The organism is Clostridium swellfunianum (genome assembly GCF_023656515.1).
GTDB lineage: Bacteria > Bacillota > Clostridia > Clostridiales > Clostridiaceae > Clostridium_AT > Clostridium_AT swellfunianum.
This window is the reverse complement of sequence record NZ_JAMOFV010000006.1, coordinates 1032066-1052516: the sequence shown is the minus strand read 5'-3', so window position 1 is coordinate 1052516 and position 20451 is coordinate 1032066. Positions and strand designations below refer to the sequence as shown.

At 34.4% G+C, this 20451-nt stretch carries 17 protein-coding genes; 3 read left to right on the top strand and 14 right to left on the bottom strand.

The features are described from left to right. Positions 1-9 precede the first annotated feature (9 nt). Complete coding sequence (gene spo0A / locus NBE98_RS04755) at positions 10-813, top strand: sporulation transcription factor Spo0A (RefSeq protein ID WP_250813111.1); 804 nt, start codon at positions 10-12, stop codon at positions 811-813. A gap of 49 nt (positions 814-862) precedes the next feature. Here the strand turns inward: spo0A and NBE98_RS04750 are convergent, their stop codons facing one another. The 14 genes from NBE98_RS04750 to spoIIE form a co-directional block, all read right to left on the bottom strand. Further along, on the bottom strand, positions 863-1207 hold the full coding sequence (locus NBE98_RS04750; RefSeq protein WP_250813108.1) for a hypothetical protein: 345 nt from the start codon (positions 1205-1207) through the stop codon (positions 863-865). A gap of 1 nt (position 1208) precedes the next feature. Then, positions 1209-2420 (bottom strand): DUF1576 domain-containing protein, encoded by a 1212-nt coding sequence (locus tag NBE98_RS04745; RefSeq protein WP_250813106.1) that lies wholly within the window; start codon positions 2418-2420, stop codon positions 1209-1211. A gap of 220 nt (positions 2421-2640) precedes the next feature. Further along, positions 2641-4326, bottom strand: coding sequence for a glycoside hydrolase family 13 protein (locus NBE98_RS04740; protein ID WP_250813103.1), 1686 nt, complete (start codon positions 4324-4326; stop codon positions 2641-2643). 137 nt (positions 4327-4463) lie between these two features. Further along, complete coding sequence (gloA2, locus tag NBE98_RS04735; protein WP_250813099.1) at positions 4464-4850, bottom strand: SMU1112c/YaeR family gloxylase I-like metalloprotein; 387 nt, start codon at positions 4848-4850, stop codon at positions 4464-4466. Between the two features lie 38 nt (positions 4851-4888). After that, positions 4889-5092 carry a DUF4250 domain-containing protein gene (locus tag NBE98_RS04730; RefSeq protein WP_250813094.1) on the bottom strand — a complete coding sequence of 68 codons (204 nt, stop codon included), beginning with the start codon at positions 5090-5092 and terminating at the stop codon, positions 4889-4891. Positions 5093-5224: 132 nt separating this feature from the next. Further along, positions 5225-5767 (bottom strand): GNAT family N-acetyltransferase, encoded by a 543-nt coding sequence (locus tag NBE98_RS04725; protein WP_250813092.1) that lies wholly within the window; start codon positions 5765-5767, stop codon positions 5225-5227. A 149-nt stretch (positions 5768-5916) separates the two neighbouring features. Then, a complete protein-coding gene (locus NBE98_RS04720) occupies positions 5917-6822 on the bottom strand; it encodes a YybI family spore inner coat protein (protein WP_250813089.1) in 906 nt (301 codons plus the stop codon). Positions 6823-6900: 78 nt separating this feature from the next. Further along, positions 6901-8571: a formate--tetrahydrofolate ligase gene (locus NBE98_RS04715; RefSeq protein WP_250813087.1), complete on the bottom strand. Its 1671-nt coding sequence runs from the start codon at positions 8569-8571 to the stop codon at positions 6901-6903. Between the two features lie 15 nt (positions 8572-8586). Continuing rightward, positions 8587-8970, bottom strand: a complete 384-nt coding sequence (locus NBE98_RS04710; protein ID WP_250817473.1) for a thioesterase family protein — start codon at positions 8968-8970, stop codon at positions 8587-8589. A 150-nt stretch (positions 8971-9120) separates the two neighbouring features. Further along, the gene (locus tag NBE98_RS04705; protein ID WP_250813085.1) at positions 9121-10785 is read right to left on the bottom strand and encodes a glycoside hydrolase family 13 protein; all 1665 of its coding nucleotides are present in this window, start codon (positions 10783-10785) and stop codon (positions 9121-9123) included. Positions 10786-10951: 166 nt separating this feature from the next. Next, a complete protein-coding gene (gene ftsH, locus NBE98_RS04700; protein WP_250813084.1) occupies positions 10952-12769 on the bottom strand; it encodes an ATP-dependent zinc metalloprotease FtsH in 1818 nt (605 codons plus the stop codon). An 83-nt stretch (positions 12770-12852) separates the two neighbouring features. Next, a complete protein-coding gene (hpt, locus tag NBE98_RS04695; RefSeq protein ID WP_250813082.1) occupies positions 12853-13389 on the bottom strand; it encodes a hypoxanthine phosphoribosyltransferase in 537 nt (178 codons plus the stop codon). A gap of 1 nt (position 13390) precedes the next feature. After that, positions 13391-14785 carry a tRNA lysidine(34) synthetase TilS gene (gene tilS / locus NBE98_RS04690; RefSeq protein ID WP_250813081.1) on the bottom strand — a complete coding sequence of 465 codons (1395 nt, stop codon included), beginning with the start codon at positions 14783-14785 and terminating at the stop codon, positions 13391-13393. Between the two features lie 105 nt (positions 14786-14890). Then, positions 14891-17275, bottom strand: coding sequence for a stage II sporulation protein E (gene spoIIE, locus NBE98_RS04685; protein ID WP_250813080.1), 2385 nt, complete (start codon positions 17273-17275; stop codon positions 14891-14893). 537 nt (positions 17276-17812) lie between these two features. Here spoIIE and NBE98_RS04680 point away from each other — a divergent pair. Both NBE98_RS04680 and NBE98_RS04675 read left to right on the top strand, forming a co-directional pair. Next, positions 17813-18913, top strand: coding sequence for a stage II sporulation protein P (locus NBE98_RS04680; RefSeq protein WP_250813077.1), 1101 nt, complete (start codon positions 17813-17815; stop codon positions 18911-18913). Between the two features lie 126 nt (positions 18914-19039). Further along, entirely contained in the window at positions 19040-20407 is a 1368-nt protein-coding gene (locus NBE98_RS04675; protein ID WP_250813076.1) for a CehA/McbA family metallohydrolase, read from the top strand. Positions 20408-20451: the final 44 nt, after the last annotated feature.

Here is a 20451-nt window from a genome sequence, read left to right as displayed (position 1 = left end):
ACATTAGATATGTCTGACTCAAAAATTAGAACCCTAATTGTAGATGACAACATGGAATTTTCGAATATACTTAACGAATATCTTGGCGCTGAAGATGATTTTGAAATTACTGGCATCGCCTCAGATGGTATTCAAGCTTTAGACCTATTCAAAAATAAGTCGCCAGACTTAATGATATTAGATATAATAATGCCTTATCTAGATGGTATAGGTGTATTAGAAAGCATACACAAAGAAAATCTTAAGGGCAAATGTACAATAGTTGTGTTATCTGCAATTGGTCATGATAATATTACGCAAAAGGCAATTCAGCTAGGTGCTGATTACTATATAGTTAAGCCCTTTGATATCAGTGTATTTGCTGGAAGATTAAGGGAGTTATTTTTTGAGGATAATATAGCTAATCTTCAAAGCAGCGAGGCAGGTGTATATGCAAAAAAGGCTACAGGGATAGATGATATTGAGACAGAAGTTTCCTACACTCTGCACGAATTGGGTGTGCCTGCAAACGTAAAAGGCTATCAGTATTTGAGAGATGCTATTCTGATGGTTATAGATAATTTATCTCTAATATCTGCTGTTACAAAGGAACTATATCCTACCATTGCAGAAAAATATAATACAACAGCCTCTAGGGCGGAAAGGGCTATAAGGCATGCTATAGAAGTAGCTTCTGAAAGAGGCAGATCAGATAATCCAAACACCAATACATTGTTTGCAAGCACCTTTACAACAGCCAAAAGCAAACCCTCCAACAGCGAATTTATAGCAATAGTTGCCGACAGTATCCGTCTAAAACTAAAAGATAATTAAGAATAAATAAATCCCAAGAATTTAGATACCTAAATTCTTGGGATATTTTTCATTCCTTATACCGATATAGCGTTATCTTAATGTTTCTTCCCTCATATTGAACCTTTGATTCATCCACCATCATTCCTACAAGGGATAATTCATTTGCTACATCTGAGTCCCCTGCAAGCGCCCAATAATACTCTTCTATTTCTTCTCTTTTATTAGATTTTAATAGCTTAGTTAGTTTTTCAATTTTCTTGGTGGATTCCTCCTCAAAATTACTTGTAAAAACTATCTTAAAATAACCATCATTCTCACAACAATCTATATTAATATTGGTAGCTCCCATATAAAACAAATAATTCATGAGCTCGCCAACCATTTTAGAGATCTTAAGCTTCTCATGCTTCATTTTATTCATCCTTTCTTAAAGCTTCGATAATTGGTATTAAAGTTGCTGCAATTATGCCTCCCGAAAATCCGTTATTGTATAAATTAACTCCCCCATGCAAAAATCCTACATTTAATACCAAGGAAGAATGTAAGAAACCAGCAAGCACACCCCATTTCCAGCCAAAAGCTCCTGCTATTGGAGCTAAAGTTGTTCCAAATAATGCAGCCATTAATATGGTTGGGTCATTAATATTCCAAACCTTTGTCAAGCTTCCTATGCACACCCCCAAAAATATAGGAACCATATTTTTAAGATGCTTTCCAAAGGCACTAAAGCCTACAATTGTTAATATTCCTCCTATAGTTGGTCCATTTAAGTCTCCCTTTGCTATCAATACATATGCAGTTGCAAAAATTCCGTTTATACCCATATTAAATAAGCTTGGTGCAAAGCCTTCTAAAATCATAAAGTCTGATACTAGTCTTCCTGAATACTTAAACAGCTTTCTATATTTTGAAAAGACCTGCTTATCCATAGTATAACTTATAACTAGCATGGATGAAAACAATACAAACATAAATATGCCTAGTATAAGGTTATTTCCAGAGGTCCATATTAATCTAGACTGTATCTCAAAGCCATAGGATTTAAATACTGAAATTGTTATTGTTCCAATAATACCTGCAGTAAAACCAACATTATATAAATTAAAGCCTTGGTGAACTCTCATTAGATAAGCTCCAAGAGGCGGAAGCACAAAACCCGCTAAAAGGCCTACAATAATGCCTAAGCTGATGCTTATTACGCGGGGAAGTCCAGTACCAAACATCACTTGAGTGACTAAAGGAGCAAGGCTGGTTCCAAACATAGCTATAAATACATATCTCGAAAAGTTCTCCTTCTGATATCTGGAATAAAGCCAAACACCAGCTATAATAAACCATATATTAAAAACATTTTTCCCAAAGAGCGAAAACCCAGCCATAAGCCAAATTGCTGAGGTTGCAGCCCCTGTAATGTTAATTTTTAATTTATAGAGTATAAGAAGCGATATTAACGCCACTATCCCACTGTTTACAAAAGTGGCTCCAATTCCTCCAACTCCTATATAATCTGTTATTAGAATATCTGGTTCTTCTATTATTTTAAATATGCCCTTCTTTATATTTTTTATCGAGTCTACTATTAATCCAAAAATAATAAAACTTAAAGAGTAAAATGTGAAGATCAAATATTCCTTTTTTGTCCTTATTGCCCTTTCTTCTATAATAACCACCTCTTTCCTAAAATTAAATGTTCTCACTATTATTATAAAGTAATAAGCTTCATAATATAAATTAAAATTTTTTAAACAATGCCATAAAGCTGTATAAAAAAGCCGTCTTAAAATGATTTTCTATAATCATTCAAGACAGCTTTTCCTCTGCTGATAAAAAATTAAAAACTCACTATTAACTTTCTAATAAATACACTCTAGCCTCATATGGCTTTAGAGTAAATGCTTTTATATTATCTACTTCTACATCTTTGTAGTTTCCAATAATAAATTTCTTACTACTGAACTTTATATTTTCAGGAAGCTTAAATTCAATTAAAGCTTTGCTGAAGCTGCATATAACAAGAAGCTTTTTATCTCCTAAAGTACGTGTGTATGCAAAAATCTCACAGCTCTCTTCAAAAATTAAATCATAAGTTCCATATACTATAATTTCATTTTCTTTTCTAAGTCTTATAAGCTTTTTATAGTAGTTGAAAATAGAATCTTCATCATCAACTTGTGATTTAACATTTATGTTTTTATAGTTTGGATTTACCTTTATCCAAGGAGTTCCTACAGTAAAGCCAGCATTTTCACTATCGTCCCATTGAATTGGGGTACGGGCATTATCTCTTCCTCTTGCATAAATAGCCTTCATTATCTCATCATGATTTTTCCCTTTTATCTTTACAAGCTCCTCGTAGGCATTTATGGTTTCAATGTCTCTATAGTCTTCCAATGCTTCAAAAGCTACATTTGTCATTCCAATTTCTTCACCTTGATATATGTAAGGAGTACCTTGAAGCATGTGCAGGCAAGTTGCAAGCATCTTTGCAGATTCCTTCCAATACTCCTTGTCATCGCCAAACCTGGATACTACTCTCGGCTGATCATGATTATTCCAGTAAAGGCTATTCCAACCTCCATCTTCTAGTCCTTTCTGCCACTTTGATAGAATTCTCTTAAGCTCAACTATATTTACTGGAAGGTTGCTCCACTTTCCCTCTGGCCCATCACCAATAGAAACATGCTCAAATTGGAACAGCATTTGAAGCTCGTTTCTATCTTCTCCAACATACTCCATCGCCTGCTTAGGTGAAACCCCTGGAGTTTCTCCAACAGTCATAATATCATATTTTGATAAGACTTCCCTGTTCATTTCCTTTAAAATCTCGTGGACTCTTGGTCCATTAACGGAATGAGCTGAAAAGTCTCCATATAGGCTGCCTTCTCCTTTAGCCCCATCTGGAAAAGCTTGATCTTTGGATATAAAATTTATAACATCCATTCTAAAGCCGTCTACTCCCTTATCAATCCACCACTTCATCATATCGTAAACTTCATATCTTACTGTTTCATTCTCCCAATTTAAATCTGGCTGTTTTGGGGAAAATAAGTGAAGGTAATACATATCAGTATTTTCATCATACTGCCACGCAGAGCCGCTAAATGCAGAGCCCCAATTATTTGGCTGCTGATTTCTGTGGCCTTTTTTCCATATATAATAATCCCTGTATTTATTATCAGCAGACTTTCTACTTTCAACAAACCATTGATGCTCGTCTGAAGTATGGTTAACTACCAAGTCCATTAATATCTTAAGTCCTCTTTTATGAGCTTCCTGAAGCAATGTATTAAAGTCTTTCATTGTGCCAAACTCAGTCATTATATCTTTATAATCGCTTATATCATAACCATTATCGTCGTTAGGGGATTTATAAACAGGAGACAGCCATATGACATCTATGCCAAGCTCCTTTAAGTAATCCAGTTTTTCAATTATACCATTTAAATCTCCAATTCCATCTCCATTGCTGTCCTTAAAGCTTCTAGGGTATATCTGATAAACTACGCTTTCTTTCCACCAAGCCTTTTCCATGTTTAAAACCTCTCTTCTTTATGGATTAATGCTAGCTTTCCCGTTTATAGGCAAGCTAATTCTAAGCATATATTTTAAGTATAGCCTTGCCTGAAAATCATGTCAAACGTTTGCTCAAGTAAAAAGTAGCATTAAAGCTACTTTTCATAAAGCTCTAAGGGAAGCTTATCTGGGTCAGAGAAAAAAGTGAATTTCTTTCCTGTTATCTCATCAATTCTTACTGCCTCAACTATAACTCCTTTATTTTCAAGCTCCTTAACAGCTTTCTCAATATCCTCCACCTCAAAAGCTAAGTGTCTTAAGCCCCTTGCCTCAGGGTAACTTGGTCTATCAGGTGGATTATCGAAAGAAAAAAGCTCTATTTGTCCATGCTCTCCAACTGCTAAATCAAGTTTATAGGAGTTTCTCTCCTTTCTAAATAATTCATTAATAACCCTAAATCCAAGTATGTTTACATAAAAGTCCTTAGACTTTTCGTAATCAGAACATATTATTGCAACGTGATGTATTTTATTTATGTTCATCAAAATCCTCCTTTAAACAAATAAGTTCTGCTTAATTGTTATTCAGCATCTACAGCTACAAATTGATTTAAGCTTTCCTTATACTTATAGCCTATTTGGTATAGCTTACAATCAATTTGCTGCTTATCAATATCAAAATCTTCACACAAGGTATCCAAGCTATCAAATTCATCTCTAAGTTTCATATTTAATATGCTCAAAAGCATAAAAGAATCCATGTTCAAAAGCTGTTCCCTATTCATTTAATTCACCTGCTTTTCATTTTTATAATACCAATATTATATATTACCTATTACAAAAATCCAAATTTAACTTCTTAAATTGTTATATTCTTATATTCCTATATTTATATATTCATAAAAATAAGGAGTCCATTAAGACTCCTTATTTTCAATCCACTCTTCTCTTAAAATACCCATTGCTATTTCATCGTAATAATGACCATCCCTAAAAAGTTCTTGTCTTAAAATACCTTCAGCCTTAAAGCCGCACTTTTCATAACACTTTTGAGCTCTTTTGTTGAAACCAAATACAAACAGCTTAACTTTATTCATATTCATCTGCTCAAAAACAAACTTCATCAAAACCTTCATAGCATCGGTACCATAACCCTTGCTCCAATAGCTTTTGTCACCTATGAATATACCTACTGTAGCCACACGGCTTAGCCAGTTTGCATTATTTATTCCACAGCCGCCAATATATTTTCCTGTTTCTAAATCTTCTATTGCAAAGTTATAGTTGTCCTTTGCTGTTGCAAGGCTTTCATACCATCTCAGCTCTTGGTCAAAGGTCATAGGAAATGGAACATCGGTTCCTAGATGAGCTTTAAGTTCAGCATCATTCATATACTCACAAGCAAGAGGAACATCCTCTCTTTTATAAGCTCTTAGTTTTACTTTTTCTCCGTAGTACATAATAGCCCCCCTTGTAGTACCTAATTAGGTTAAGAATTATTATTTCTTAATTCCCTAGTAAAATAATTTTAATATAAATTTTACCACAAAACTTACTTTATAACACATTATTTATTAAAAATTTTGAAAAAATAAAACCTGCATCAAAATTAATGATGTTCAGGTTTTAAAAATCTATAAATTAAGCCGCTAACAGGCACTATGCTTTCCATATTCTCTGAGCTTCCAGGCTTTGCATATGGTATAATTTCCAATGATAATAGCTTCAGCTTATTATCATTAAACTTCCACAAGGATTTTGCATAGCCGACTACATCCTTCTCAGAAATTCCTGATAAGCTTTGAATTCCTATAAGCTCATAGGAACCATCCTTATCTATATCAACTGGTCTCAATTCACAGGCTGCTTGTGAAATTCCTGGCTGAGCCTTTAAAAGCTCACCTTTATCATCGTAAATCCCCAAATTGCTATAGGTATCTTTCTTAGTCGACGCATCTATGCTGTAAAATTTATTTAAATCTCTGTTAAATACACTTATTTTATATTCATCTACAAAATCAATGTTAAAAGAAAGCCCTGGAGAGGAATTTTCTCCGCCAAACAGGTACTTGGGCTTATCATTTTTGAAGGATATTAAGCTGTACAAAGGATACGGCTTATTATCTAGTCCTACAAATCTAATAAACATATCTAGTGCCTTATCCCCATTGAAATCTCCTAGAAAGATTTTCCCGAATCCAATCCTGCTATAATTGCCTGACAAAAGCTGAAAATACTTCTTACTACTCCCATTTTGAATTATAAGCGTAATATCTTCACTTTCTATACCACCATTTTGGCTTCCTGCTAATATTATATTGTCCTTAACATTGTCACCAGTTACATCTTCATATTTATAGTCAATTATGAAGGTATTATCCTTCAGGTCTAGCTTTGGCAAATTAATCAAGCTGCCTGTTTTATATTCCTGCTGAATATCCTCAGCTTTAATTTCATAAAAAGGAACTAAAATAAATAATGCCAAAAATATTATAAGGGTTCTTATCTTTTTCATCTTCTATCACTCCCTTTATAATATTTTTAGCATTTTATTGTATAATTATGTTATAAACTTTTTAGAAACTATTTCAAATTAAAATAATCCTACTATAGTTCCATCTTCTAAGATATCCATCTTCTCTGCGGCAGGAACTTTTGGAAGACCTGGCATAACCATTATGTCGCCAGTCAAAGCAACTATAAAGCCGGCTCCATTTGATACTCTTACTTCTCTAACTGTTACCTCAAAGTTTCTTGGCCTTCCAAGCAGGAACTGGTTATCGGATAAAGAGTATTGAGTTTTAGCAACGCATATCGGAAGCTTATCAAGACCAATGCTTTCTAATTCCTTTATTTGTTTTTCGGCATCTTTCGTAAAGTTTACACCATCTGCTCCGTATATTTCCCGAGCAATAATACCCATTTTTTCCTTAATACTTAATTTTTCGTCATATAATACCCTAAAATCACTTTGATTATTCTCCAAAATCTGAAGAACTTTCTCTGCTAGCTTGACACCGCCTTCTCCGCCTTTTGCCCAAACTTCAGTTAAAGCAACTTCAACTCCAAGTTTATTGCAGAAGGTTTCAACAAAATTAAGCTCTTCATCGCTATCAGTAACAAACCTGTTTATAGCTACAACTGGCGAAACTCCATACTTCTTAATGTTTTCTATTTGCTTTTCAAGATTTTCAATTCCCTTAGCAAGAGCTTCAACATTTGGAGTGCTTAGTTCATCCTTCTTAACTCCTCCATGAAGCTTAAGAGCTCTAACTGTTGCAACTATAACAACACATTCAGGCTTTAACTCCCCATACCTGCACTTAATATCAAAGAATTTCTCAGCTCCAAGGTCAGCCCCAAAGCCTGCCTCAGTAACTACATAATCCCCCAGCTTAAGAGCTGTCTTGGTAGCTAAAAGGCTGTTGCAGCCATGTGCAATGTTAGCGAAAGGTCCTCCGTGAATTATTGCTGGAGTATTTTCTAAAGTTTGAACCAAATTAGGTTTTATAGCATCCTTCATCAAAAGAGCCATAGCTCCTTGAATCTTTAGGTCCTTACAGAATACTGGCTGACCGTCTAAATTATAAGCAACCAATATGTTTCCCATTCTTTCTTTCAAATCCATTAAGTCTTTTGATAGGCAAAGAATAGCCATAATTTCAGAGGCAACAGTTATCATAAAACCGTCCTCTCTTAAAAATCCGTTAGCTTTTCCACCCATGCCTACAACTATGTCTCTAAGAGCTCTATCATTCATATCCATAACTCTTCTAAATATAATTCTTCTTGAATCAATTCTAAGAGCATTACCTTGATGGATGTGATTATCTATTGCTGCAGAAAGAAGATTATTTGTAGCTGTAATAGCATGCATATCTCCAGTAAAATGAAGATTAATATCTTCCATAGGAACAACTTGTGCATAACCTCCGCCAGCAGCTCCCCCTTTAACCCCAAATACAGGTCCAAGCGAAGGCTCTCTTAAAGCTATAACAGCATTTTTTTGAAGCCTGCAAAGTGCTTGACCTAGTCCAACAGTAACTGTAGATTTGCCTTCGCCAGCTGCTGTAGGATTTATAGCAGTAACTAATATAAGCTTTCCATTCTCTTTGTTTTCACGTTTCCTTAACACATCCAAGGATATCTTACACTTGTACTTTCCATATAAATCTATATCGTCACCTGTTAGACCAAGTTTCTCCGCTATGGTTACTATAGGCTCCATTTTAGCTTCTTGAGCTATTTGAATATCATTTTTCATTTATAACCCTCCCAACTATTTTAATCTGCTTAGGAATTCTTCTGAATTAACTATGTACCTAACATGAGTTCCTTCTCCTACTTTTCCCTTTTCATCATATGCTTCAACCTTGAAAAATAGTCTTTTTCTATCTATCTTCTCAAGAACCGCTTCAGCTCTAACCTTCATATTTACAGGTGTTGCCTTAATATGTTTAACATTTATTTCTATTCCAACTGTAGTAAAACCTTCAGGAAGCTCATCTTGAACGCAATTCATTGCGGCATTTTCCATTAGGGCAACTAAAGCTGGAGTAGCATAAACCTCAAGGCATCCAGAGCCGTAAAAGCTTGCTGTTTGATTTTTATCAACAGCTATTTCTTTTGAATAGGATAATCCTTCTTTTAAACTATATTCTATAATAACCACTCCATTCTAAATATAATTTGATACTTATATTTTAACCTTAACCTGCAAAATAAGCTATTAAAACTAAACAAAAAAGACAAAACCTATAACCAACTTTTTTGATTATAGGTTTTGTCTTTTTATTGATATACTTAAAGCAATTTATCTTTTCCAATAAACTCTAGTTTCATATGGTTTTAATATAAAGCCCGTAGTATTATTATGAGGCTCTACTTCATAATTGCTGATAACCAGATCATTATAATCTAAATCAATATTCTTATATTCATAAGAAGCTTTTTTATCAGTTAAATTGCATATAATAACTGCCTTTTCATTATCTAAAGTACGTGTATATGCATAAACCTGTTCATCCTCTTCCATGAGCAAATCATAAGTCCCATATATAAATATAGGGTTTTTCTTTTTTACAGAAATCATCTTCTTATAGAAGTTAAGTATCGAGTTAGGATCTTTTTTCTGGGACTCTACATTGATTTCTGGGTAATTAGGATTCATACCAAGCCATGGCTTCCCTGTTGAAAAGCCTGCATTCATAGAACTATTCCACTGCATAGGAGTTCTAGAATTATCTCTTGTAGTTGCCCATATTATTTCCATTAGCTCTTCATGAGAAATTCCTTGCTCTCTCTTAATTCTGTATTGATTTTTAGTACCAACACAATTGTACTCTTCTATTGTATTAAACTTTACATTTGTCATACCTATTTCTTGTCCTTGGTATATAAAAGGTGTACCCTTCATCATAAAATACATAACCGCTAAAGAAGTGGCACTTTCTCTCCAGTATTTTGTATCTTCTCCTAGAGTGGATACAACTCTAGGCAAATCATGATTTTCTATAAATAAAGCATTCCATCCCCTGTTTTCAAGTCCCTTTTGCCATTTAGTCAATACTTTTTTATAAGCTTTGACATCAAAGGCTTTCTTGCCTTCCTTGTTCCACAAGGACAAATGCTCAAATTGGAATATCATATTGAACTTTCCCTCTTCTTCCCCAACCCAAAGAGGTGCTTCTTCAACCTTAACGCCGCTGGCTTCTCCAACTGTCATGATATCGTACTTTTCAAAAGTATTCTTTTTTAAGTCTTCTAGGTACTCTTGAATCCCTTTTACATTCAAATGCCCCTCAAAGCTAGGTACATATTTTAAACCTTTTGGATTAGGCATATCCTGAAGGTTCTCCTCTTTATTCAAATGGCTTATAGCATCAATACGGAACCCATCAATCCCTTTATCAAGCCACCAGTTAATCATATTATATACAGCTTTACGCATGTCTTTATTTTTCCAATTTAAATCCGGCTGCCTTCTTGAGAAAATATGAAGAAAATATTGTTTAGTTTTCTCATCGTACTCCCAAGCAGAGCCGCTAAAAATACTTTCCCAATTGTTTGGCTCTTCTCCATTTTTTCCATCTCTCCAAATATACCAGTCACGCTTATCATTATCCTTTGAAGAACGAGATTCTAAAAACCATGGATGCTCATCACTGGTGTGATTAACTACTAAGTCCATTATAAGCTTCATTCCACGCTTATGGGTTCCCTCTAGCAAAAGGTTAAAGTCCTCCATGGTTCCGAACTCATCCATAATATCCTGATAATCGCTTATATCATATCCATTATCGTCATTTGGAGACTTATACATTGGGCAAACCCAAATTACATCTATGCCGAGTTCTTTTAAATAGTCCAGCTTAGTTATAATACCTTTTATATCACCTATTCCATCACCATTAGAATCCATGAAACTTCTTGGATATATTTGATAAGCTACCGCTTCTTTCCACCATGTCTTTTCCATAAATTGTTTCGCCTCCGTTGCTACATTTACTATTATGATTTATAACTATAACACCTTTTTATACTATAACTAATTGATAAGGTATGGTCAAGCGTTTGCATGTTTTTATAGATAAGAAATTTAAGGTAAGACAATAAAAAGCACTGCCCGAAAGCAGTGCTTTTTATTATAATACTTGTACTGTACTATTAAAGATTGATTCAAATTCCTTAGCATCAATCTTTTCTTTTTCAAGAAGAGCTTGTGCTACTGCATGAAGCTTATCAAGGTTTTCGCTTAACAACCTTTCAGCTTTCTTATATGCTTCATCAATAAGTCTTCTTATTTCGCTATCTATAGTTGCAGCTACTTCTTCACTGAAGTTTCTGCTCTTTCCAAAATCTCTTCCCATGAACACTTCATCATGTCCGCTTCCGAAAGAGATTGGTCCTATTGTATCGCTCATACCAAATTCCATAACCATTTTACGAGCTATATTGGTAGTTCTATCAATATCGTTCTTTGCTCCAGTGCTGATATCACCAATAATAAGCTTTTCAGCTACTCTTCCGCCAAGAAGCATAATCATTTCATCTTCAAGCCAAGACTTAAGCATATGAGTTCTGTCTTCTTCAGGAAGGTGCATAGTATATCCGCCTGCCATACCTCTAGGAATTATACTAACCTCATGTATAGGATCGGTATTAGGCAGAAGCTTACCTATAACTGCGTGACCTGCTTCGTGATAAGCAGTAATTCTTCTATCTTTCTCAATTATAATCCTGCTCTTCTTTTCAGGTCCCATTATAACTCTGTTAACAGCTTCTTTAAGTTCATCCATACCTATAGCTTTTTTATTATTTCTAACTGCCAGCAGTGCAGATTCATTCATTAGGTTTTCAAGGTCAGCTCCAGTAAATCCTGGTGTGCTCTTAGCAAGCACGTCTAGTTTAACCTCTTCTTCTAAAGGTTTATTTCTTGAGTGAACCTTCAATATCTCTTCTCTACCCTTAACATCTGGAGCTCCAACAACAATTTGTCTGTCAAAACGTCCAGGTCTGAGTAATGCTGGGTCTAATATGTCTGGTCTATTTGTAGCTGCTATCATAATAATGCCTTCATTAACTCCAAAGCCATCCATCTCAACAAGCAGCTGGTTTAGAGTTTGCTCTCTTTCATCATGTCCACCACCAAGACCAGCACCTCTTTGTCTACCAACAGCGTCAATTTCATCTATAAATATTATACATGGCGAGTTCTTCTTCGCTTGATCGAAAAGATCCCTAACTCTGGAAGCACCAACACCTACAAACATTTCAACAAAGTCTGAACCGGATATGCTGAAGAATGGTACCCCAGCCTCACCTGCTATAGCCTTTGCAAGAAGTGTCTTACCTGTTCCAGGAGGTCCTACGAGTAAAACTCCCTTAGGAATTCTAGCGCCAAGCTCTATATATCTCTTTGGTTGCTTTAGAAAGTCAACTATTTCAGCTAGTTCAGCTTTCTCTTCATCTGCACCAGCTACGTCATTAAAGGTAACTTTCTTTTTATCGGGAGTAGCCATTTTAGCTCTACTCTTTCCGAAATTCATAACACCCCTGTTACCTCCACCACCTTGTGATTGCTGCATGAACATAAACCAAAATGCCACAAAGAGCAAGATCAGAAGAATTGTAGGCAGATACTGTATCCACAATGGAATTGATGCAGGTTTTGCATAAATCTCCTTTACCTCTCCATTGCTTGGATTTTGCTGAATAAACTGGAACAGTCTCTCAGGCATAACTATTGTTTCATAAGCTGTGCCGTCCTTATACTGACCAGTTACAGTAAGCCTATCTTCATTTACCTTAAAGCTTGCTATATTTTTACTTATCCATTGTTTTTGAAATTGATCAAAATTTATTGTTGAAACATTTTTGCCGGTCTCCATTAAGGCCAGAGCTGCAAAAATAACTATTATAAGAACTACTATCCAGGCCGTAATACTCGAAAACTTCTTCATACTGGCCCCCCTCTCTTTCTGTTAATCTATTATTGTAAAATTGTATCATAAGGTTATTTTGTTTACAAGAAACTTATTATTAATTATCTATAAATTTCTTCCTTTAAAATTCCTATGTAAGGCAGATTTCTATACTTTTCGGCGTAGTCTAGCCCAAAGCCAACCAAGAACTCATCAGGTACTGTAAACCCAATGTATTTAGCCCTAATGTTAGATTTTCTTCTCTCCGGTTTATCAAGCAAACATGCGATTTCTAAGGAATTAGCTTTTCTAGCATTTAAGTATTCAACTAAATATGCTAAAGTTACTCCACTGTCAATTATATCTTCAACAACCAGCACATCCTTGCCTTCAATTTCAAAATCCAAGTCCTTCAAAATTCTAACTATGCCGGAGCTTGTAGTTGAGTTTCCATAGCTTGAAACAGCCATAAAGTCCATACTGCATGGTATTGTTATCTTCTTTAAAAGATCAGACATAAACATAACTGAACCTTTTAGAACACCTATAAGCACCAAATCACGTCCAGCATAATCTCTGCTTATATCATTCCCTAATTCACTTATTTTCTGCGCTAATTGTTCTTCAGTTAATAAAATCTCTTTAATATCCTCTCTCACACTAGTCCTCCCTCGTATTTTCAATAGATACTTTAAGTATACTTTTAGTAGTTTTATCAATCTTGTAACTATCACTAATTCTATAGCCAACTATCCAAGCTATATCTTCCCCAAAGCAAATAAGCGGTATTCCATCTCTTTCTTCTTGCGGTATCTTTAAGTCCATGAAAAAGTCCTTAAGCTTTTTACTGCCCTTCATTCCAAAGGGAGTGAATCGGTCTCCGTTTTTCCTTGTCCTTACTGTTATACTTCCTTTTACCTTATCAAAATCAAAGTATTTTATATGTTTATCCTCTTTAAAATTTATTTTCCCATTAGTACTTATTACTTTTGTAAAAACTTTTAGATCGAACGCTTCCAGGTTGTTTTCTTCATTTATATTTAAAGTATATTCCCTTTCCCCTTCATTATTTACATTAGTTTTTGTTATGGACAACTCAATATTTTCATAATTGTTGTATCCAACTACATTATTAGGAAGATTAATTTTCTTGCCAGTGCCACTCTTTTGAAGATTGATTAAATCATAAATATGTACTTTTTCTACATTATATAGATTGCCTCTAAGCTCACCTAAAGCCTGCCTTATTATTCTTGTTATAATTGCTTCATGCTCCTTAAAAGCTTCTTTGTTTATTATAACCTTTTCACCTTTTCTTTCACAATAGCTTTTATATTTTTCTTTGGTTATATTTTCTAAATATTCATTATCTCGAGCTATTGTATCAGCAAGCCTGTTTAATGTTGAAATAATATCACCATTGAAGTTTTCCTTAATATAAGGAATAAGCTCAAGACGAATTTTATTTCTAGTATAAATGCTTTCCAAGTTTGTCTTGTCTATTCGAGGAAGCAGAATATTATCTTCACAATACTTTTCGATACTTTCTCTTTTAATATTTATTAGCGGCCTAATAAATATATTCTCCCTAACTGCCTTTATCCCTATAATTCCTTCCATACCAGTGCCTCGGATAATTCTCATAAGCACAGTTTCAGCCTGATCGTTAGCATTGTGAGCAAGAGCAATTTTCTGAGCACCCAAACTATTATAAAGCTCATCAAAAAAATCATATCTTGCTTCTCTTGCTACACTTTCAGTTGACATGTTCCTTTCCCCTGAAAGCTTGTTAATATCTACTCTTCTGCTGAAACATTCAACTCCCAAGCTTTTGCAAAACTGTTTGACATATTCCTCATCTTTATCAGCTTCCTCACCTCTTAGGCAGTGATTTACATGAGCTGCATATAAGATTAAATTAAGCTCCTCTTTCATTTTACTTAATATATGTAAAAGGCATATGGAATCCGGCCCTCCGGAAACAGCAACTATAATTTTGTCGCCTTTATTAATCATGTTGTGTTCTTTAATTGTAGCTAAGACTTCATGTATCAAATTAACACCTCATTGCTGAATTTCCTTATATTATATCATAAATAAAGAAATGAAGAACTCATTCCTCATTTCTTTATTTAAACCGCTCTTGATTCTTTAATTTTTTTAATACAGAGAGTACACTTTATTAACTACCACAGTCATGTCGTCCTTAACTTTTCCTCCGCTTAGCTCCTTGGCCTTCTCTATAAGCTCATCAGCCAAATCCTTTGGGTTGCTGCAGCTTGTATTCTGAAGATAATCCACAACCCAATCTACCCTTCCTGCTGCTTCGTTGTTGTAATCAAGTATGCCGTCGGTTACCATAACAACCAAATCTCCATTTTTAACCTTCTTTTTTATTATATCAATATCCACTTTATCCAATACACCCATAGGCAGTGTTCTTGATTTTATAACTTCCACCCTGCTTCCGCTTTTTATAAAGCTTGCTACTGCACCAACCTTCATAAATTCCGCTTCACCATTATAAAGATCTATGCTGCTAAAATCCACAGTTGAGAATTTTTCATCAGCAGAAAATTTTAAAGTCATTATAGAATTAACTGTATTTATTGCAGTTATTTTATTAAAGCCTGTATGCGCAAACTTTTCAATAAGCTCAACAGCTGCATTACTCTCCTGCTCTGCTTGCGGACCTGAACCCATACCATCACTTAGTATAGTCATATAGGTTCCATCGCTTAGCTTTCCAAAGCTGTAGCTGTCACCACTGTAGCTTTCTCCATCCTTACAGAGCCTTCTTGCATGTGAACCTACGTGGAATCTTGGAGCCTCCTCGAAGGTAACTGTACAGTTATTATCCTTGATGTCAATATTGCAACCTTCATCACTTACACACATGTTCTTGTGCAGTACCTCGCTTACTAAAGGAAGTACTTCCTTAACACAGGTTTGTCTTCCGCTGCAAGCTTCCATTTTAAGCTTGACTACAAGCCTACCGTTTTTATTATCTAAACAAAATACATCCGTGTACTTAATTCTGTTTCTATCTAAAATTCTTCTTATATTATTCTCAGCTTCAACATTAATCTTAATATTTGCATTAAAATCATCTATAATTTCGGAAACTGATGAAGCCATATTGCTTATTTGACTTGATAGAAGCTCTCTACCCTCACTTAATCTCTTTCTCCACATTTCACTTATTATATAATTGTTAACTATTTCTTCAGTGTTTTTCATAAGAGCTGTTCTCTTAATACACTTTCTTTCAAGCTCATCAGGCATTCCTGGTTTCTTTTCCTGATAATTTTGAATAAGCTCTCCAAAAGCGTTATAGGTATAATAATTTTCTCTTTTCCAGCACATAGAATTCATATTGCAGTTGCTGCATACTCTATCTGCTAGATTCTCAATCAATGCTGCACTTTTACTTTTCATGACTAGTTTGTCATTTTCAGCCAAATTCTCAAGTATGCTTGACATATTATTAAGCACATCTGAAAAGCTGTCTAATCTGTTTACAAGTATCCCTTTAATCTTGTCCACATAATTTGAGCTTATATTATCCTGCTTTCTAAAGAAGTCTAGTTCAAGCATCAATCTTCCATATAATTTATTAGGCAATACATAAAACACCACAGCTGTTATAATTATCTCTATGACTTTAAACTGACCAGGGATATTTGAGTATATAGTTACGATAAAGAAAGCAGCTATATATGAAAAGCCTGTTAATACTTTTCCACTTTCTTTAAATATACCGGCTATAAGCCCGCAAAAACCATATACGCTTACAAACAGCGGGAGATTGGTTGAACAAATTCCAATTATAACTCCCATAGAAACACCACTGGCAGCACCTACTGTACTTCCTTTAACATAGCTAATTATAAGAACAAACGACAAGGCAAGAATATTTCTTAAAGAAACCCCATATATAGCAGCCCCCCAAGTTCCTGATATAACTAAGGACACAGTAACTGCCATGCTTATAACTTCTTCGTTAGTAAAAAGGTGTTTAGTTTTTATATCTTTAAAGCATATAATAGAATAATTTATAATAAAATATAGTGAGAAGATGCATACCGCTTCAAAAAAGGCTGTAAAAGCCGCTACCCCTATTGTTAACTTTGAAATAAAAAGCTTATAGGCTGCAACTTCAAGCATTAAAGTGGCAAAAATTATTAAAAGCTGCTTTTTCCTTCCAAGATTTTTTGTTACATAACCAATAAGTGTTATGAGAGCTACAAGCATTATATAGGAAGGCATATCCTTTAAATTGCTGTATAAGCTTGCATAACCAATTAAGGAACCACAAGCTGTAACAAGTGGGATCTTGTCTCTTCCATATATAACCACAGCTATCAGAAAAGCTACCCCAAATGGCGCTATATAGTTTACCAAAAGCACTCTGCTTATTAGCATAGAACTTACAAAATATATAAGCAGTTTAATCACAAGTCTTCCATCTACTGTTTTTTTCTCTTCTTTCTTGTTAATATTCAGTGTTCTTTTATAAGCAGACAAATCCGCACCGTACTGCATATTATACCCCCTTGTATTTCTTATGAGCACATGATAATTATTAATTATCATGCCCCTTGTATTTCTTATGAGCACATGATAATTATCAATTATTATACCCATTTGTATTTCTCATAAGTGCATAATAATTATCAGTTGTTATACACCATGTATTCCTTTGAATCATATAACATATCCACTAACTGTTATATTATTCCAATATCTCTTGAACTAAATTATAGCAAAGTGCTTTGGAAATAATTGTCACATGGTGTGCATATATTCTAATTTTATTAGGACAAAGTTCCCTAGGGTTTTCCATATAATTGACAATAAGAAGGAATATTTTATTTTCAAGGCTCATATAATATTTGTTTTTAAACTATGGCACATAAAGCTCTCATCCTAACTTTCCCATTAACAGAGCAAAATTAAGAACTTAATATTTTATGCGATTAAAACTAAAAATATGTCGTCAGAAATAATTTTATCAAATAAATTTATAAGTAATATTAACAGCCTGCCATTCATATATTTTTTTGTATGGAGGGGATATAAGTGTTTAAAAATAAATTTACTAAAGGAAAAATATATGCCTCACTTTCATTAGCGCTGATCCTTACCCTATCTACTCCAGCAATTAGTAGAGCTGAAGCAGCAGAGTCAGCATCACCTGAAAAAAGCGCTTTTTATGTTAGATTAATAAATTATGCAATGCCCATTGTTAAGTCTGTTACTGTAAGTGAAGATGATTTAGCGGAATATGATTTTTCTGTATCACAAAAGTTTCTAGAATTTTTAGGCCTGGATGTATCAAATCCTCTCTCTGTAATCGGAAGAGAGGTTAGCTTGTTAACTCCAACAAAAGTACAAGCCGAAGGCAAAGAAGAAAGGCCTTCTTTCTCCATAAATCCCTTTAAGCTTGGAGAAAAAAGCATCAATAAGGCTGATACCCCCAGCAATAATTCAGATAACGGTACAACTCCACCTGCTGTGAATGTTGCTAAAGTGCATGATCCATCTTTAAAAAAGACCTTAAACGCTTCAAAACCAGAGGTTCTTATATATCATACTCATACAACAGAAACCTATAGTCCCTACGGAATATATGATTTAGATGAAAATAAAAATATGGTTTCTGTAGGCGAAGCAATTGCTAAAGACCTTGAAAATAATTATGGTATCGCGACGATCCATGATAAAACTGTATATAATGCGCAAAGGCAGCTTGATGCCTATGCAAAATCTGGAAAGTCTCTTGATACCTATCTAGGCAAGTATAAAGACTTAAAGCTCATAATCGATTTACATAGAGATTCAGTAGATAATAAGGCTGCTATGACAGCTAAAATGAATAATGATAGCTTAGCTAAGTTCATGTTTGTTATAGGAATTGGTAATCCAAACAAAGATAAGAATATAGCGGTGAGCAAAAAACTTTCAAGCATATCTCAATCCTTATTTCCAGGTCTTATCAAGCCTGGAAATGGTGCAGATATGGGACTTTACTATCATCGCAAAGGTACAAGATTTAATCAGCACAAGAACGGCAATATTGTACTTATAGAAGTAGGCTCACAGGTTAATACTCTTGACGAAGCAAAAACAACAGGCATATATCTTTCAAGAATCATAGCAGAATATATTAATAAAAAATAATACTATTAAGTCATCAGTCATTGGGCTGATGACTTTTATTTTTTGGAATAATACAGCGAAGCAATTTAATAAGTCTATGAATACTATATATTTAGGAAAAAGATTTATAGGAAGGTGAGTTAGACTTTGAAGGATAAATATTATGAAATAATAAAAGAATTGAAGCTTGAAGCCCTGCGCTGCAGTGAATATAGACTTAGTAATACAAATGTTAGTGTACGCTTTTACTTTTCTCCAGGAAACCTTACTGCAACCTCAAACAGACAGCCTGTTATTTGTGCTTTTTTAAAAGAGGGAAAAGAGCTTTTAGACTTCTCCAGTGCACAGCTTCTCATTGATGATGAAGAGGTGAACTTTAACTTGGATGCTAATAGTTTAACATATTATCCTAAAACACCTTTAAGCTATGGAACGCATACAGGTAAAATTAAAATAAATACCCTTAACCAAGTAGTTGAGGAGTTTAACTGGAGTTTTATTGTTGAAGATGAATTAAAAAATTACTGCTTCAGTTATGGTATCCCACACTCTCACACCTCCTACTCTGATGGGGTTGGAACTCCTACAGAAGCCTATGAAAAAGCAAGACAAAATGGTTTGAATTTTTTAGTTGTTACAGATCATCAAGGAAAACTTGTGAGTACCAAAATAAACCATGATAAATCTATATTTATCTCCGGAAGCAGCCACCCTAAGTGGGAAATGCTCAAGCTTGAAGCTTCACATATAAATTCAAAACACAAAAACTTTATTGCTCTTTCAGGCTTTGAGTTAAGCACAAGGTTTTGGGGACATATCAACATTATCAACAGCCAAGGTATAATAGAAAAGAGGCCCGCCAGCTTAGATGAGCTTTATGACTGGCTTTGTACTGAAGAAAATCTGCTTTTATCCATAAATCATCCCTATCGATCACCTAAGACTCTCCCCTTTTCTCATAACTTTGATAATTTTGTTAACTTGTATGAGGTAGGTAATGGTTCAACAACTCGGGAATACAACCGTGCAGAACAAAATTACTATGAGACTCTTGATTCAGGCTGGCATATAGCAGCTATTAACGGTCAGGACAATCATATTGACGATTGGGGTGACTCAAGCAATGTAACCGCAGTAATATCAAGAGAGCTTTCAGTGGAGGCCTTAATAGCTGCAATTAAGCTAAGAAGAATTTATTCAACAGAGTCTAAAAGTTTAAAGCTTGTTGTAAAAGGAAACAATCAGTGGATGGGTAGTATTATAAATTTGAGTAAGAATGATATTCTTCATCTTCATATATTAGCAGAAGATAAAAATAGTCCTATAGATAAAATCCAAATAGTATCAAACGGTGGAAAAATAATTAAAGAGAAACTTTGCGGCAATCTAGAAAATTGTGAGTGGAATTTAGAATTGAGTATAGATAGTTCTTACTCCTGGTATGTAGCAAAAGTAATACATTCCGATGAAAAGATTGCTATATCTTCTGCTATATTCGTACAAGATTTACAATAACCTTAGATATCTAAGCAAACAAAACCCCTACAGAATTCTGTAGG